This window comes from Legionella sainthelensi, from assembly GCF_900637685.1.
GTDB lineage: Bacteria > Pseudomonadota > Gammaproteobacteria > Legionellales > Legionellaceae > Legionella > Legionella sainthelensi.
The window spans coordinates 3,065,001-3,083,130 of the sequence record NZ_LR134388.1; the positions used below are offsets into that span (position 1 = coordinate 3,065,001).

The following is an 18,130-nucleotide window of genomic DNA, read 5'->3' on the forward strand; positions in this document are numbered from 1 at the left end:
TTAATTCATCAGAGATTGACATTATTTTACCAAACATTTCTGCAGCAGGTTCATTAATGCCTATGTAATTATCTAGCGACTTAGACATTTTTTTGACCCCATCGAGTCCTTCTATCAATGGAGTCATCATCACTACCTGGGGTTCAAGGCCATAATGCTTTTGTAATTCTCGTCCCATTAATAAGTTAAACTTCTGATCAGAACCACCAAGCTCTACGTCTGCTTTAAGTGCTACAGAATCATAACCTTGTAATAATGGATATAAAAACTCATGAATTGCTATTGGTTGGCCAGAAGTATAACGTTTATTAAAGTCATCACGCTCCAACATACGTGCTACCGTGTGCGTCGCAGCCAAACGAATTAAATCCACTGCACTAAATGGGGCAAGCCATTGTGAGTTAAATGCCACTCTTGTTTTGAGCGGATCTAAAATTTTAAATACTTGCTCTTGATATGTTTTGGCATTTTCTAATACTGTTTCTTGACTAAGAGGTAAGCGAGTTACATTTTTTCCCGTGGGATCACCAATCATTGCAGTGAAATCACCAATTAAAAAAATGATTTCATGGCCAAACTGTTGGAATTGTCTTAGCTTATTAAGTAATACAGTATGTCCCAAATGCAAATCAGGTGCAGTGGGATCAAAACCCGCTTTAATTTTTAAGCTTGTCCCTTTTTGTAATTTTTTCTCTAATTCATGCTCCGGAAGTACTTCCTCACACCCTCTTATTAGTTCAGAACACACTGAATCTTCAACTATCATCGCATCAAAACCTTTTAAATGATTGACCTATCTTCTCACACCGAGTATCTTAGCCCGGTTGGCAATTTCCTGCCATACCTAAAAAGGTGATTTAAGATAATTTGTCAGTCGAAATTGTCTCTGTGAAGACAATAGCATGCTTTCGAATGACAATGTATAGGCAAACAATGGATAAGAAACCTTATTTATACATCGAAAAACGAAGAACAAATACAAATAAGAAATCCAAGCCGTCTAAGGTATTAATGGGTTTTGCCTTAATTATTGCCTTTTTGCTGCCTTATTTTCTTGTAAAAAAATTTTCACATGACTCATATAACGAATCTACTATTCATCCCATTTCATTACCCAACCAAGAAGAACAAGAAGAATATGATGACTATCAAGATCAAGGTGAAGATGATCTGAATGAAGAAAGCCCTATTGCTGAGGAAGAAGCACCAGTCAATAAAGAAAGTAAACTGGAAATAATTGAAGATAAAGCTAAGGCAGTGGTTGAAAATGTCGTTAATGCAATAAAACCTGCTAAACAAATTGTTAAAGACAATGAATGGCAAACAATTAAGCCTCGCTCAGGTGATTCTATGGCTATTATATTTAAACGCCTAGGCCTCACTGCTCAAAATTTACAGCTGGTGCTACAGAAGAACCCTCATGCTAAGGCGCTCACAGCAATAAATCCTAAACAAGAATTAAAATTTTTAATTAATAAACATAAATTAGAAAAGTTAATCATTCCTATGAATAACATACAAACACTAACCGTTTATAGGGATGGAGGCGTTTATAAAACTAAAGTTGATTCTAAAAAGGTAACTACTAAAGAACGATATATTACAGGAGTAGTCAAAGGTTCTCTCTATACTACAGCCCAACACTTAGGGATACCAAGAAAATTGGTTCAACAAATGACTACCATTTTACGTAAGGAAATTGATTTCTCACGTTCGGTTCGTAGTGGGGATCGATTTTCAATTGCTTATGACAGTTTTTACGTAGAAGACAAAATGGTAGGTATTGGCGATATTGTTGCCGTAAGCTATACCAATCAAGGAAAAACCGCACAGGCAGTACGCCATATTAGCAGAAATGGCAACCGTGATTATTATACTCCAAAAGGAGAAAGCTTTAAAAAGGCCTTTTCACGTTACCCCATTAAGTTTAGCCATATCAGTTCAACCTTCTCTGCTTCAAGACAACATCCAATATTGCACTATAGAAGAGCGCACAAAGGTGTGGATTTGGCAGCCCCGATCGGCACTCCTATTCAATCCGTGGGTGATGGAGTCATTACAAACATTGGCAGACATAACGGCTATGGTAACATGATTGAAATTAAACATGATAAAACATACAGCACGCTTTATGGACACATGCTTCGCTTTGAAAAAGGTCTATCCAAAGGCAGTAGAATAAAACGAGGACAAGTCATTGGCTACGTAGGTCAAACAGGTCTTGCTACAGGACCACATTGTCATTATGAGTTGCATGTCCATAATCAACCAAGAAACCCAACTACAACCTACTTACCAACATCATCTCCTGTTCCTGTGCGAGAAATGGCTGTATTTAAGGCAAAAGTTCAAAAAATATTTGCCCAATTTAAATTACTTGAAAATCCAAATTATGCAGATAAAGAGAAAAAAAATACCCAACAAAAAAAGAAAGCTAAAGTCGGTTAATTTGTAACTTCACATAAAAAACGGAGCTTCGCATATTTGTATTTTTGGGATTATACTAATTCTAAAGCCTACGAATCTGTATATAGAATGAAATGAAGTTCCTACTCCCTAATTCCCTTTCAACACAACTGATACCTAAGCATTTATCATTAAGATTGGTCTTATTTAGGCCCTTTATTGTCTTGTGGCTTTTATTAACTTACGCAAATCCTGTGTATGCCATCCCTCCCCCAGAAACTTTAGCTTTTCTTGGAGGAAGTCTTGTTTATTCCGGACTAATAGTCATTGGCCTTATAAGTATTTTTTTTAAATACATTTGGATAAAAACAAAATTATATATGTGGTGGCGTCTCTATCAGCCTTGGATTATTTTCATTCTTATACTATCGCTATTCGCTCTGAGTGTTTCACACCTTTCCTCAATAGGAATTCAAAATACTCCTGTAACGGTCCAAATGATAAAGCATTGGAAAGAGACAAATTCTCAATTTGTCTTTATTGATTTACGTGATAGTAGTGAATATGACAAAATTCATATAGCAGGTTCCCTTAATTTTCCTTCAGGTACAGGTCTTAACGATTATTTAAAGAAGAATACGGATAAAAAAATCATTCTTTATTGTGATAGTGGCTTCAAATCAGCAACTTTAAGTTGGTTAAATGCTGACCGAAATCTGCTAGAGCAAACACATAATGAAAAAAGACTTTTTTATTTTCCTGATGGACTATATCAGTTTATGAAGTTAGGAGAACAAAGTACGGCTTCTGTTGTTATTAATGTCCCATGGGCATATGCACAGTATTTATTACAAAAAGCGTCATTTACGTTGCTTGAATTTCAAGAGGACAATCAAACACTGCTCAGATACCAACAAATTATTTCCCAACAGAAAATCCCCATCATGAGTTATAAACAATCTCACGATGAGCTTGCTAAGCAGTTAAATAACAAATTCAAGAGCGTAACTTCTTATTTTACTTCGAATAATCAAATACAATCATTTCCAACCGTAGGCTTTTTAACGGTATTAGGCATTTTATTTACTACGATGATTTTCATCCGTCGTAAAGAATTACTAAGAAGCCTATTTGCTCAAACTTCGGCATGGTATCAATGGGCTAATGTACTGATAAGCCTTATTATGACGGTGCCTACTATCGCATTCAGTATGCAACTGGTTATCCCCTTTGATGTCTATCTCTATAAAGTCGATCCCAATTTGCCTATGAATGCAGCTTATCTTATTCCAATTTATACACTTTTTGTCTTGGTCTTGGGAATATATTTTATGTATCCTAAGAAAAGCCGGCTCGATTTTTTACGGTACCAATTAAATGCTGTTTTTGCTCCTACTCAAAGCAAACTCACAATACGACAAATGTCATGGAAAGTGATCCTCATTCCCTGTACCTGCCTATACGTGCTTTATTTAATTCCGCTTCCTATATCCAGCATATTCATTATTAGTATTTTTCTATTGGTCCCTATTATTGTTGATTTATTACTGTATGCGTATATTTGTCAGTTAAAAAATTCGGACGCACAGGCATTCAGTTTGCTGAAACAATGTCATTTTGATTGTCATCCTGGAGGAAACTCTTTTATCCAAATAAATACCAATAGTGAACGCTCTTTAGGTACAATTCAGCTTACCATTGAAAATCAATCAATCGACATAGGCTTATTCACTGGCTTGATTATTAACAGCAGTAAGTCCAACCACAGTGCATCGTTTCAAAAAAAATATGATTTAGAAAAAGAAAAGCTCGCAAAACTATCCGGTATGACTCGAAGTTTATTACTATTATTTCAACAAGATATAGAGTTTACCCTGAATCAGGAGCATCGCATTACTTTGATTAAATTACATCATAATCATCATGGCAGTAGAGTTTTTAATCGCCATATTTTATTAAAACATTATCAAATGCTTCCCGGGGTTATTCAAGATCAAAGGTTTACATCATTATCATTACAAGAAACATTTGCAAATCCGACCCCCCTGCTGCTTAGTATCCTCAAACAACGTTGGAGTGAAGAAGGCGGGTGTCTTAAGGCCTTACATAAGCTTGGTTTATTGATTAAAAAGAAAGAAATAACTCAAGAGCAGTTTATTGTATTTTGCAATCAAATTTATATTGATGATGCACTTGAACAAGCGATTTTTTCCAGCAATAAATTACTTGCGTGGATGCGTAACAAAGTAGTGCAGTTACAATTTCGCCTGGCGACAGAAAGCATTCTTCAAGATTACTATATGCTGATAGCTCCTAAAACTCAGCTCAGAATAATGAAACTTACTGAGTTCGTGCATCAACCTTTATCAGTAAGGAAATTGCAACGAGTTCTCCAACACGCACTTACAACTTTATACAAACAAAGTACCATGTGGCAATTCTACAGCAGCCTTTTGCACCAAGATGCATTTCGTCAACTGCAGATTGCAGCTACCAAGACCTCTTCAAATATATCCGAATTACTTCACTCCTCTGTTGAAGTACCGCTATCAATAACAAACACCTCTTTCTACGAGCTATCTGATCAATCAAACTTTAAAATTAGTTTAAAGCAAAAATCAAACTCAAGTCTTCGTGATTCATTTTTAAACGCAGAATACGTGCGCACTCATGTGCGACAATTTCAGTTAAAAGAATGGCAACTCATAAACTTACTTCTGGAGAAGCTCACCCAACAATTACAGTTACCTTTAAGCCTATCCTATTTAACAGTAAATGAGCTTCGCTCACTACCGAAGAGCCGAAGTGCGCTCATTAAATTATTGAAAGACCGATATACAACATGGAAGCTGCAGAATGAGTATCAATTTCCCAGTGCATTTTCATTACATGACATTGAGCAGCTGCCTTTAAACACAGCCGAACAAATATCGAATTTTGAATCTCCATCTTTGGCAATTCGAGTTGCAGGAAAACAACCTATCTGCGCCGGTACTGCGGTAGTTTTTAAAGAGGGGCTCAACCTTGAAACACTGGGACCATCTAGTATCTTAATTGCAGATAACCTATTACCAGAACAAATAATTTCTTGTCAGCACATCAAAGGAATTATCTTAAAAAAAGGAAGTTACCTAAGCCACAGTGCGATCATCGCACGAGAAAAAAATATAGCCATGATTGCAAAATTTCCAATATCTGCACTTAAAGATAAAGACAAATTAATTATTCACTCAGGGAATCAGGTACATGTTTTGAAAAATAAGGTCCTTGATTGGGACTTTCTTGAAAAACAGAAAGATAATGCTGCCATAGGCAATAAAGCGCAACGATTAGCGCTACTAAGTTATAATCGATTTAATATTCCCGAAAGTATCATTTTAAAACACAATACGATTAAAAAAATTTATGATCTGATTGCATCTGCAAGCGAACATTCATCATGGCAAGAGTGCCATGATGAACTAAAACAATTATATGATCTCGTAGCAGCACATACCCCAATTATTGTACGCTCGTCAACAAACGTAGAAGACTCAAGCTGTTACAGTTACGCAGGGATATTTTATTCACAAGCAAATATCCGCAATATGGACGACTTTATTTCCGCCATCTGTGCCTCATGGGAAAACATGATAAAGAGAGGGGGGCTAATCAAGAAATACAGTGGAGAAAATGAATTAAACTTACATCTGATTATACAACCCTACATCCAAGGACAAGCGGGTGGTGTCTTATTTACTGAAAGTGAAACTCCGGACTTAATGTGTATTGAAGTTGCAAATAATGGCGTTGAGGGAGTAACAGCAGGCAATGGAGCTCTAGCATCCTTACATATCAATGCACAGGGTCAAACCTTCTATGAGCAAGGTGAAAAAAACATATTAGATAAAAAACAATACCAAGATTTATATCAATTAGGTCGTCAATTGGAAACTTTATTTGGCAAAGCGCAGGATATTGAGTGGATTATTGCCGATCAACAACTATATGTTATTCAGTGTAGAAATATCAGCGATAAAGGTCGATTAATAGACAGTTCACCTGAAAATCATATATCCAATAACATTTAGAATATTGCAATAAAATAATCCAGTGAACTCTCCGAAACTAAAACTTGTCTAAAACAATTCCGGATAAACTCGCTTTTTGGCATCACCATGTTCATAGTTTTCTCTTATTAAAACCCATATTGTTCATTTAAAACCGTTCATAACATTACTTAATAGTTGCTTAATATTAATTCATTATAATTAATGTGTAGGCACTGAACTGTTTTTGTGAGCATAAATATGTCCATTTCAAAAGATGAAATCCAATTACCTCAAGACTCCCTGTATGGTATCACGATACAAACATGGGGCACTCAATCTCGACCAAGCAATGGAATGATAACATTTGCCGATCAAAAACTTTTTGGAGGAGATGTAGGACATGCTTCGGTTAATATGAAGTTACCTGTAACTGCAACAACCAAAGAATGGATTGAAAAATATTGCTATAAACAAACATATGAGCAATTTAAAAAGATAAAGGGAGAGGAAAGTACTTATGAAGAATACCTTAAAGACGGAGGACAAGTAATTCCGGTTTCTTTAAAAACTCAAACAACACGAGCTGCACGCTATGACTCTTCTGGTAAGCTGGTAGCCACCCATGATAAGGCTTATGAACAAACTTATTTTGATATTGATTGGAGTTGGTGGCCAGGAAGAATACAAACAACAGAGGAGGATTATGTTTGGGAGCGTGAGGGCAAACATTTCGAGTATGATGAAAAATGGAAAGCCATTTTGCAACCAGAACAGAGAATACATAAAGGAAAACTTGGACATCGGCTCATGGATTATGCCCCCTCTTCAATTATTCATCAAAGGGATATACCCTCAAGTGAATTAGAGAAGATCACGAGAAACCATCAAATCCACCAAATCGAAGAAAGGATAAAATTGGTTGCCCTTTTGAACTCTAAAATTGAAGAAATGACTGGTCCGAAAGTAACTCCCTCTATGGAGCTAATGTTTAAAAATTTGGGAATGAATATTGAACAACTTCTTAATGAAACTAAAGATCGAGAAGTAGACACAAAGAACGTAGAAAAACTCAAAGAATATCTTACAGCTCGTCTATTTGAACGAAAAAGCGAACTCCAACAACAGTTACAGGAATTGCAAAATGAGATAGATGAAATCGGGATAAGAACCAAGATTGAGGATGTATTTTATGACCTTGACTACCAATACAATAACATACTTGTTGATAAAGATAAGGGAGCAAAACAATTAAAAAATATAGATAGATTACTTGAGCTATTTGCAATAAATAAAGCAGAAACAATCCCCTATTCCGCTGAAATAGGTGAACTGGTATCTAACCTGCCCTTTTTAGAAAATAAATTACAACTCATCAATGGCATTATATCTCCAAAATCCATTGAAAACTTAATAGAACATATTGAAACATTAAAGAACGATCTATCCAAACAATTAAACAAGAAAAATGAGCAAGCAACTGATTTAATTAACAAATATGATAAGCTTCTTGAACAATATCAAAATGACGAAGAAGGTTTGGAGAATGTTCTATGGGAAGAAGGAATTGAAAAAGAAGATGTAGAAAAGGCAAGAAAAACAATATCTCAATCAGAAACCTCTCCTGAACTTGCAAAATTAGTCAGCCTTCAAGAACAATTAAGCGAGCATAAGGAAAACGGTGTGCTATTATCCAGCGAGCTGGAATCGTCTCTTAATGCCTGTGTTAAACAATGGAAATCTCAACTTGACACCGCTTGTCAAGTCATCACTAAAGAATCAATGGCGGAGATTAAAGAAGCACTTGAACAACAACGAATTCATATAGAAACAGAAATCCAATTGTTAAAAGAAAAGGAAAGCAACGTCAGTGTAGAGCGACACAAAGCAGAACAGGAGATGATAAAGGTTAAGGAGTTTACAGAGTTCTACAGCAAAAATGCTTCTGCTTACTTGGTTATCGGGTTACCCCCTAGTCACGATGTGAAACTGCCATTAGCTGTCAATGGCAAAAGAGGATTAAATCCTTTGGCAATGCTGCAAAAAATGAGAGAACTAGCCTCACCAGAAGCAAAAGGATTTGATTTACAGACAAATAATTGCTCACTGACCTCTATAGAAGTGTTAGCAGCTGGTGCAGCCCATGATCCTTTACTTCACTCTATAATGAACGAGCGCGCACTAGGTTTTTTTGGAACTCCCCAACAAGTATTGGAAAATGTCCAATTAGCCAGAGCCACCATCAGTGAAAACAAACACAGCAATTTCTTGACATCCCTTATAAATGGAAAACCATTAGATAGGGCGATGGGATATGCGATGGGAATCTACATGGATCCCCAAGCATCAAAAACAAAACAAAACGCGGGCCTAGCACTAGCAGCGCTGGTTGGTATCGCTAAATTACCTGGAATCATCCTTAGCACTTTAGTAAATCCAAAGGACAAATTTAATGATCTAATACATAATATTAACTTAGTTTATGAACGTAACTCTACAGGATTAAAAGTAGGGTTTACTCTATTAGCAGCCCCGATATTGTTGATCCTGGCTCCATTGGCAGCAATCCAAAAAGGAATAGAAATAATTGGAAGCGCAATCGCTAAACCTTTTAAATTGGTTGCAAATTTATTTAAACAAAAACTTACCAGTACCGATGAAATTACAGTTCCCGTAGGTGATGCAAGTGAAAATCAGGAAAACTATTCTAATACAAAACTGGCCGAACGCCTTAATAAAAAAATAAAATCCAAAATTGATGAAAATACCATCACCATTGAGTATCACAAATCGCCTGAGAAGCTCATTATTGATTTTGAATTGAAACTTAAGGAAAATCCTGAGAAAGTAGTTGTGTTAAGTGAAAAAGCACATAACTCCGTAATAAAATTTATAGCTACTTGTAAAGACGAAGAGCTAAAGAATCGATTTTTCGATTCTTGCAATCAATCTCTAAATCGAAGTAATAAATTTGCTCCCAAAACAAAAGATGAAATTACTGAAATGGTCAAAGAGGTAACACCCGTCTCTGAACAAAGAATATCAGAAAATAGAAATTCATTTATAGGCCAACTAAGTAATAGTAACAGGAGAAATATGGAAATACCCACAGTGCAAGTGTTGGATAATGTTGATGAGGTGCAATCCTCTATAAGGGGAAATTAAAAGCGGACTCTAATCGAAAATAGTCATATATGCGTTGGGCTCAAAAGTCCAACGTGATGCTTTAATTATTACTAATAACAACAGCGCAAAACACAGGCATAATACCCACTAAACCTACAGGAATACCATGTCGTGTACGTGAATACCTATGGACCTAAAATAGAACGCGTTATCATAAAACGTCGTCTCTGAATTTCCCATCATCGTTGTTGCAATTGCTCCATATTGATGAATTAATTCGGCCATCCCGTTAAAAAACTTATACTCTGATTGCATATGAAAGCAAATATCTGCAATAGAGACGAGTTTATTTCCGCAATCGGTGCTTTATGAAAAAACATCATTTAAAGGCCGATTAATAACCCCTTAAAATATAGATCGCACATCAAATAAACCATAGAAATGCCCCCTAAAAAGTTTCAGTTCGCATGCGTAGATAAATAGATTATCAAATTTATTAATATCATAAATGAATATAATTTATTGGAATATTAACCCTTAAATTTGATTAAATATAATACATAGAAAATATCCAAGTGAGCGTTTTTGATGTCGTACCTGCCTGAAACCACCAATAAACCTAAAAACGACAAACCTGTCAAAGAAATTAAAAAAAATGAGCTTATTATTCAAAATATAAAAATTTTTCTCCTCATAAACTTATTAACCCAAAGCAAATGATCATGATAAATAGGGAAAATAATTTGATTTCTTTTTGTCAGGCTAATATTTGCAATGAAGTTGCTGAAAACCCAAACAAATTTGAAACATTAAGCAAATTTAGACTCAAATTTAATGGGCTCTGTGAATTAATTTGCAATTATGTAATTATGCAAGATCTACTCGGTCGTCCAATTGTTAACAACAGTCGTAATGACCAGTATCAAAAAGACAACTTGAATTGGTTTCAACATGGCGATGCAATTATGTTGGGAAAACCATCCGAAAATCATTTAAAAAAACAAATCGAGTTACCGTTATTAAATACGCCGCGAGTAAAGCAGAGTCATATACTGTATGTCAGCTCTTTTTTTGAAAAATGTAAAGCTTATTTATTCAACATCTATCCTCATGATATTTTTTCACACACCGAGAAAGTACAGCAAAATGACGCTACGGCGAATAGAGCTGTATTGGAGGATAAATTAAAGTCTCTTGAGAATGGAATTAATATCAAATTTAGTGTTTTCAGCAAAGGTTTATTCAGTTTTCAAGGACATTCGATGGTGATTAAGAAAACAGGTGAAAAGTATTCATTTTTTGACCCAAATTATGGTGAATACCCTAATTTAGATATCGACAAATTATGCGATAAAATTAACAATGCAATGAAAGAATATGATGGAACACATATGGCATTTTTGAATGGAAAGGAGTACGTTGCGAGTCTAGAAAAGAATAATGATCCCACAATGTCTGCTTTTAAAGAGAGTTATAAAAAAATCAAGTTAAAAGATCAACGTCCTGAAACCGCAGAGATAAAGCACGATTTTCTAAAAAATTGATGTGAAATAAGATTATTAATCAGAGTTGAGCAAATTATTCCTGGTTAACCATCTGCATGAGCTGCACTAATTTATAAGTTTCACCCAAATAAGTAGCGACAGATCATTACAGCTGCTATGATGCCTGCCAAGTCGGCTAGTAAGCCCGCAGGAATAGCATGGCGTGTTCGACGAATACCGATAGAACCAAAGTACACCGCAACGACATAAAAAGTCGTCTCTGTGCTTCCCATCATTGTTGCGGCGATTTTGGCGATTAACGAATCTCCACCGTATTGATGAATTAATTCCGCCATTAATCCAGTCGAAGCGCTTCCTGAAAAAGGGCGGATTAAAGCTAAAGGTAATACTTCGGGTGGCATGCCAATCATCTCAAGAAGCGGGGCAAGCAACTTCGCTATTAAGCTAAAAAAACCGGAGGCTCGCAGCATTCCAATGGCAACTATCATTGCAATAAGATATGGGACTATATTTAAAATCGTATCAAAGCCTTGTTTCGCACCAATAATAAACGCATCAAATACATTAATTTTCTTAACTGCTGCAGCATATAAAGGAATACCCACCACAAATGCCAAAAGCATCCAATTAGATAATTGATTCGCAAATCCATTCATAAACTATTTGTCCTCTTAACACGAAACACGGGTAATTTAGCTAACTGTTTTACCGAAACAATCGCCACAAGTGTAGAAATTATTGTTGCGATCAAAGAGCTAACAATCACGCCACTAGGATTAGTACTCCCATTTGCTGCTAAATACGCAACAGCGGTCGCTGGAATAAGTTGCACACTTGACGTATTAATTGCCAAAAAAGTACACATAGAATTTGTCGCAATTTTTGCATGCTCATTCAGAGTTTGGAGCTCCTTCATTGCCTGAAGTCCGAATGGGGTTGCAGCATTAGCTAACCCTAGCATATTAGCAGCAATATTCATCGTCATTGCTCCCATAGCAGGATGCTCTGGAGGGATATCAGGAAACAGCCATTTTAAAATTGGTCGAAGTAACTTTCCCAATAAAGTAACCAGACCTGATTCGGTAGCAATAGACATAATACCTAACCATAAGGACATAATACCTGCTAAACCAAGAGCTATTTCAAAACCTAATTTAGCAGAATCAGTAACAGCTCGAGCTACTTCATCGATTCGTCCCTCAATTACACCAACGATTACGGAAATAAATATCATACTGAGCCAAATTATATTCAGCATTCTTGCTTCCCTCCTCTGGGACAGGTTAATATGTGCTTTTTATTTGGTTTTAAATTGAAAAAACTCATGAAGTACACATTTACCCCTCTAAGACATTTGGTATTTATAACCTGCTTGAGCGCTTCAGTTGCTGGTTATACTTTTGACTCCAGTGCTACTGAAAAACAAGCTAACTCCTCAATAGCAGAACTATACCACAGACTAAATAGCATGCCGAATAATTCCATGCCAGCAAGAATTGATTGGCTTAGTGGTCAGTTTTTAGGGGTACGCTATTTACTAGGCTCGCTAGGAGAAGGCCCTAAAGCTTTGTACGATCAATTTCCTCAATATAGAGTTGACGCCTTTGATTGTGATACCTATGTCAACACTGTTTTATCTTTAGCATTAGCAAACTCGCTTACATCATTTCAACAATGTGTAAAAGATATACGTTATAAGAACGGGACTGTTTCTTACATACAACGCAATCATTTTACAGGCTTAGATTGGAATCAAAACAATCAACAAAACGGACTCCTCAAAGATATTACTCTAAGTTTCAAAGATCAAAACCATCAATCAGTGGCTAAAATTGCCGAGGCCGTTATTAATAAACCCAATTGGTACGCCTATAAAACCATTGATACAATTAGACTAGAAAATGCAACTAAAGAAACGACTGAAGAACGCCTTCTTAAGTTGAAAAGTGAGGGCTCCAAATTAGAAATTACCTCAGAACGAGTTCCTTATTTACCCCTCACCGCATTGTTTCCTGAAAAAAATAAACCCAATATGCATTTATTTGCACAAATTCCGAATGGAGCAATCATTGAAATAGTTCGCCCCAATTGGGATCTCAGCCAAAAAATTGGTACTTCATTAAATATTTCACATTTAGGATTCGCGATACGTAATAAAGGACAATTATACTTTCGACAAGCTTCATCAGAATATGGCAAAGTAGTTGATGTTCCACTGATTGAGTACCTTGAAAAAACCCTAGATAGCCCTACGATAAAAGGCATCAATGTTCAAGTGGTGTTACCTCAAAAACCATTAACAGACTGTAAAACAGCTGTTTAACATTTAGGATCACAATAATGAATTACGGATTAACTTCTAAACCTTCTCTATCGGCAAGTGAATGTCTTGTACTTGGGATATTTTCTGATACAGAGCCTACTGATTTTGCCCTAAATATAGATAAAGAACATCATGGCTTGCTGCTCAAACTGATTCGCAAAGCAACAGAACCAGGTGACTTACTTTGGCATCATAATTCCGAGGGGAGTGTATTAATAATACAATGTGGTGAAAAAGAGAAATTCAATCCAAACCAATTACAAAAACGCTTAACAGAGGTAATAGGTGCTCTAATCAAACATCGTATCAACTCTGCAACTTTATACATACCACAAATTATGGGTTATTCCCCAGATCAACAACTGGAACAGATGATTGTCCTAATAGATAATCAGCGTTATCAGTTATTAGATTTCAAGAAGAAAAAGGTACAACCACATCAACTAGAAACAATTACTTTTTATTTACCTAATGCCAGTGAACACGGGATCAAACTCGGTAAAGCCATTGCCAGCGGGGTTGAGCTAACCCGACATTTAGCAAATATGCCCGCTAATATTTGTACTCCTACCTATCTTGGTGAGCAAGCATTTCTGTTAGCAAAAGAGTTTCCTCAAGAAATAAGCTGTAAAGTCATGGGCCCAGAAGAGATGCGTGAAATGGGGATGGAAACGTTATTAGCAGTCGCTCAAGGCTCAGCTCAACCACCAAAACTTATAGACATTCACTATCAAGGAGCAGGAAATAATCCACCGATTATTCTCGTGGGAAAAGGCATCACCTTTGATTCAGGTGGCTTATCCATCAAACCTGCTAATGCTATGGATGAAATGAAATATGATATGTCTGGAGCCGCTAGTGTCCTTGGAGCAATTAAAGCCTGTGCTCTACTAAAACTTCCTATAAATGTCATTGGCTTAATTGCCAGCGCTGAAAATATGGTAAGCAGTACGTCAGTTAAATCAGGGGACATTGTTACTAGCATGTCTGGACAAACTGTTGAAATTATCAATACCGATGCGGAAGGCCGTCTAGTATTAGCAGATGCGCTCACTTATGCTGAACGCTATAAGCCTGAATTTGTCATTGACGTTGCTACTCTAACAGGCGGAATTATTGTCGCTCTGGGTACGGTCGCATCAGGGTTTATGACTCAAGATGAAGAACTAGCACAACTCATAGAAAAAGCTGCGAAAGAAAGTAATGACCGGGTATGGCGTATGCCCTTAGATGACGCTTACCAAGATGCGCTTGAAAGCCCGTTAGCAGATATGATCAATGCGGGTTTTGATAGAACGGCGAGTAGTGTTACTGCTGCATGTTTCTTATCCCGTTTTACCGAAAACTATCGTTGGGCCCATATAGATATTGCAGGCACTGCTTGGATTTTTGGTAAAAATCGTAATGCCACTGGCCGACCTGTTCCTTTATTAATTCAAATATTACGCTATGCTGCAAATTCGCGTTGATTTTTACCTGTTAGCCAATGAGCAACATCACGCTCGTTGGTTACTCGCATGCCGCCTCTTGGAAAAAGCTTATGCTAAAGGACATAAGGTTTATGTCTTGTGCACTGATAAAGAAGATGCTGAGTCGCTTGATGAACTCTTATGGACTTTCAAAGAAGACAGCTTTATTCCCCATCATCTGCAAGGCGAGGGACCCGAGCCTCCTCCCCCTATTCAAATTGGATACGAGCGGGAACCTAGAGGATTTAATGATATTTTGTTAAACCTTTCCAATAATATTCCTCCCTTTTACACTAAGTTTAAGCGAATCATGGAAATAGTCCTTAATAGTGAGACTGAAAAAGAACAAAGTCGCGCTCATTATAGAAGCTATAAGGCGAATGGGTGTGCATTGTATACACATATAATGAAATAGATTATTTCAATAACTTGTTAATAAATCGATATAAAGGAGAGCAATATTCTTATTCAGCAGAGGATCTCACGTCAATTTTTATTATATTCGCAACAGATTTACTCATAGAGTGCCTTTTCTTCAACCGAACAAAACAGAAAAGCGATCCTTCAATTATTTACGCGACACAGGAGAACTTATCCTATAATTTACATATGATGTTTTAATGTTCCGAGATAAGTAATGCCTCCTCCTGATACAGAACAATTATTAAGGCAAATAAAAAGCGCTCAAGAAGAGTTGCAGCAAAAAGCAATGAGTCCTAATCTACCTAAGCAATTGAAAACAGATATTGAAAATTTATGTATAGAAACAACTTCTCGTTTAAAGGAATTAAGTAGTAATCCAGAACATGCTTTAAAAGATCTGCAAACTATAAAAAAAAATTTAGATAAAACGAATTTTCTTGTTGATAGTATTAATCTGACACTCACAGCCAAAGAAAGTAATCCTTCCTTTTTGACTCAATTATCCAGTGAAACGAGACGTATTGGTGAAACTTTTGACGATATGACTTTCGATACTTCCAGGTCTATGGGTAATAAGTTATCGACTTGCATGAAAGCAGTTGTAACTACCTGTTTAGATACAGTAATTGGAGCAAGTAAAGGAGTGCGTCAAGGTTTCGTTGAAAATGATGGGTTTTCTAAAACGATGGGAGGTGTGTTCAAAGGAGCGACTATGGGTGCAGCATTAGGAGGAGCAGGTGGGGTTGCAGACTCCTTTCTGAATGAGGATAAGAAAGCAAGAAAAATGATCGACAACCTCAGAATGGAACATGGTAAGGAGCTCCTAGCGCTTTATAAAAAAATTGAAAACAAGTCAGACCCTGCACTTGAAGCCAATAAAGCACGAATTGAAATTTTAAAGGAAGAAGGGAAATATTTATCTGAACTAGAAACCCGATTAAATAGTAAACCAGAGAAGTGTGACGAAATTGTTGGCTCATTACGGGTCTTATCTCTAACTAGCGCTGGTTCAGCATTAATGCATACAGCATTAGAAGTGATCCATGATTTTAGCTCTCCTCAAAAATTTGGTGGTTTAGAGGGAGCCAAAGCTCTAGAGAAATTAGGAAAAGAGGTGGTTAGTGCAACAAAAAATTTTAATGCTATTTTAGATGATTCCCAGACTTCTTTACCTTCTAAACTATTTAGTCTAACCAAAGCATTTGCTACAAGTACGGCAAATGGATTACTCGGTTGTTTCAAAGGCATGGCAGAAGGATTTAAAGAAGGAAAAGGATTTTCAACCATAGAAAGCACAATGAAAGGAGCATTATTTGGTGGTTTTTCAGGTCTTGCCAGTGGATTTAACCAGTCGCTTGAAAAAGACCTATCAGCGAAAAAAGAAAAAGGTGATATTTTATTAGGAGCACCATCAAGTAGTTCCAAGCGAATTGATCTCGGCAGCACTCAAGAGCATGGCAGTGGTAGTAAAAGAGAAGAAAATTTGGATAAAAATAAAGAGCTTGATCAAGGTCTTCAATACTCTTAGTTATAATCAATTCAAAACAAAAAGATTGCTCCTAATCATAAGGTAATCAATCCATGAATGACTTTATCTTACGAGACGCTCTTTGAGACCAAATGCCCCTGCTGGGTGCTTAAGTGTAGTAGTTCAAACTTGATCTGACAGTTGCCGGTTTTTCAAGAAGTGTCTGTCAGGTCAAATTTAGTTTATAAATTTTTCCATCCAGATTTGTTTGCTATCCATCAACGTTTGCATTGGTGTCCGCCCACAACACATTTTACCCTGATGAGTTCGCTCATTATTATAATATTGTAGCCATTCGTCCAGATCTTTTTGTAATTCCTCCATTGTTTCATAAATTTTCTTACGAAATGTAACCTGATAAAATTCCTGTAAAATCGTTTTATGGAAACGTTCACAGATTCCATTGGTTTGTGGTGAGTTTGCTTTGGTTCTTGTGTGATCAATATTGTTGATGGCTAAATAAAGCTGGTAATCATGTTGCTCCACCTTGCCACAATATTCTGTTCCTCTATCGGTTAAAATGCGTAGCATTGGTAACGCGTACTGTTCAAAGAAAGGCAAAACCTTGTCATTAAGGATATCTGCTGAGGTGATTGGCGTTTTAGTCGTATAAAGCTTAGCGAAAGCTACTTTGCTATAGGTATCTACAAAGGTTTGCTGGTAGACGCGACCGACGCCTTTTAATGTGCCAACATAAAAAGTATCTTGGGAACCTAAGTAACCAGGATGAGCTGTGTCTATTTCACCGCAAGCCTCATCGTCAAATTTCTTCTTCTCTAAAGCAATAACTTGAGCCTCTGTCAAAATGATGCCCTCAGAAGCTACTTTGTCTTCTAGAGCTTTTAAACGGTCTTTAAAATTAGCTAACTGATGTCGTAGCCAAACACTCCGTACGCCACTACCAGAAACAAAAATACCTTGTTTGCGAAGCTCATTGCTAGTGCGTTGCTGGCCATGCGCAGGGAACTCAATAGCATATGCTTTTACTGCTTCTTCAATAGATTCATCTACTCGATTTTTAACATTCGGTTTTCTTCGGCTTTGATCAAATAAAGCTTCAACTCCACCTTCTTCTACTGCTGACTTATAACGGTAAAATGTATCTCTGGATAAGCCCATTACCTTGCATGCTTTCGACACATTTCCTAATTCTTCTGCAAGATTTAGAAGACCAACTTTATGTTTAATTATTTTAACTGTATTATCTATCATGAGAGTTTTCCTCTTGGTTTTGTTTAAAGTTCGCACTTCTATCAAAACCGGAAACTCTCACTTTTTCAAGTACTTGTGTCAGATTAGGTCTAAACTAATTCAGCTTAAGT

General features: G+C 36.6%; 11 protein-coding genes and 1 pseudogene (1 of these 12 running past the window's edge). 8 read left to right on the forward strand and 4 right to left on the reverse strand.

Features of this window, described 5'->3' with window-relative positions; genetic code table 11:
- Positions 1–766, reverse strand: partial view of a tyrosine--tRNA ligase gene (gene tyrS / locus EL220_RS13490; protein WP_027272353.1) — the 5' portion only. Its footprint begins 431 nt before the window's first position; the window shows 766 of its 1,197 coding nt (coding positions 1–766); it begins with the start codon at positions 764–766; its stop codon lies off the left edge, out of view.
- Between the two features lie 167 nt (positions 767–933).
- Between tyrS and EL220_RS13495 the strand changes: the two genes are divergently transcribed.
- The 4 genes from EL220_RS13495 to EL220_RS13515 all read left to right on the forward strand — a co-directional run bounded on the left by EL220_RS13495 (position 934) and on the right by EL220_RS13515 (position 11,104).
- A complete protein-coding gene (locus EL220_RS13495; RefSeq protein ID WP_027272352.1) occupies positions 934–2,448 on the forward strand; it encodes a M23 family metallopeptidase in 1,515 nt (504 codons plus the stop codon).
- 455 nt (positions 2,449–2,903) lie between these two features.
- Positions 2,904–6,476 (forward strand): rhodanese-like domain-containing protein, encoded by a 3,573-nt coding sequence (locus EL220_RS13500; protein ID WP_232002468.1) that lies wholly within the window; start codon positions 2,904–2,906, stop codon positions 6,474–6,476.
- A 219-nt stretch (positions 6,477–6,695) separates the two neighbouring features.
- Entirely contained in the window at positions 6,696–9,599 is a 2,904-nt protein-coding gene (locus EL220_RS13505; RefSeq protein WP_051544794.1) for a hypothetical protein, read from the forward strand.
- A 683-nt stretch (positions 9,600–10,282) separates the two neighbouring features.
- On the forward strand, positions 10,283–11,104 hold the full coding sequence (locus tag EL220_RS13515; RefSeq protein ID WP_128130918.1) for a hypothetical protein: 822 nt from the start codon (positions 10,283–10,285) through the stop codon (positions 11,102–11,104).
- A gap of 80 nt (positions 11,105–11,184) precedes the next feature.
- Here EL220_RS13515 and EL220_RS13520 read toward each other — a convergent pair whose 3' ends face one another.
- Positions 11,185–11,721: a spore maturation protein gene (locus EL220_RS13520; protein WP_027272349.1), complete on the reverse strand. Its 537-nt coding sequence runs from the start codon at positions 11,719–11,721 to the stop codon at positions 11,185–11,187.
- The gene (locus tag EL220_RS13525; protein ID WP_027272348.1) at positions 11,718–12,323 is read right to left on the reverse strand and encodes a nucleoside recognition domain-containing protein; all 606 of its coding nucleotides are present in this window, start codon (positions 12,321–12,323) and stop codon (positions 11,718–11,720) included. Before EL220_RS13525 ends, EL220_RS13520 begins: the two co-directional genes overlap by 4 nt.
- 66 nt (positions 12,324–12,389) lie before the next feature.
- On the opposite strand from EL220_RS13525, the gene EL220_RS13530 reads away from it, so the two are divergent.
- The 4 genes from EL220_RS13530 to EL220_RS13545 all read left to right on the forward strand — a co-directional run bounded on the left by EL220_RS13530 (position 12,390) and on the right by EL220_RS13545 (position 16,808).
- Positions 12,390–13,388, forward strand: a complete 999-nt coding sequence (locus EL220_RS13530; RefSeq protein WP_027272347.1) for an N-acetylmuramoyl-L-alanine amidase-like domain-containing protein — start codon at positions 12,390–12,392, stop codon at positions 13,386–13,388.
- Positions 13,389–13,405: 17 nt separating this feature from the next.
- Positions 13,406–14,857 carry a leucyl aminopeptidase gene (locus tag EL220_RS13535; RefSeq protein WP_027272346.1) on the forward strand — a complete coding sequence of 484 codons (1,452 nt, stop codon included), beginning with the start codon at positions 13,406–13,408 and terminating at the stop codon, positions 14,855–14,857.
- Positions 14,838–15,272, forward strand: a complete 435-nt coding sequence (locus EL220_RS13540) for a DNA polymerase III subunit chi (RefSeq protein WP_027272345.1) — start codon at positions 14,838–14,840, stop codon at positions 15,270–15,272. Before EL220_RS13535 ends, EL220_RS13540 begins: the two co-directional genes overlap by 20 nt.
- Positions 15,273–15,494: 222 nt before the next feature.
- Positions 15,495–16,808 (forward strand): hypothetical protein, encoded by a 1,314-nt coding sequence (locus tag EL220_RS13545; protein WP_027272344.1) that lies wholly within the window; start codon positions 15,495–15,497, stop codon positions 16,806–16,808.
- 152 nt (positions 16,809–16,960) lie between these two features.
- Here EL220_RS13545 and EL220_RS13550 read toward each other — a convergent pair.
- Positions 16,961–18,020, reverse strand: a pseudogene (locus EL220_RS13550) (IS481 family transposase).
- Positions 18,021–18,130 lie beyond the last annotated feature (110 nt).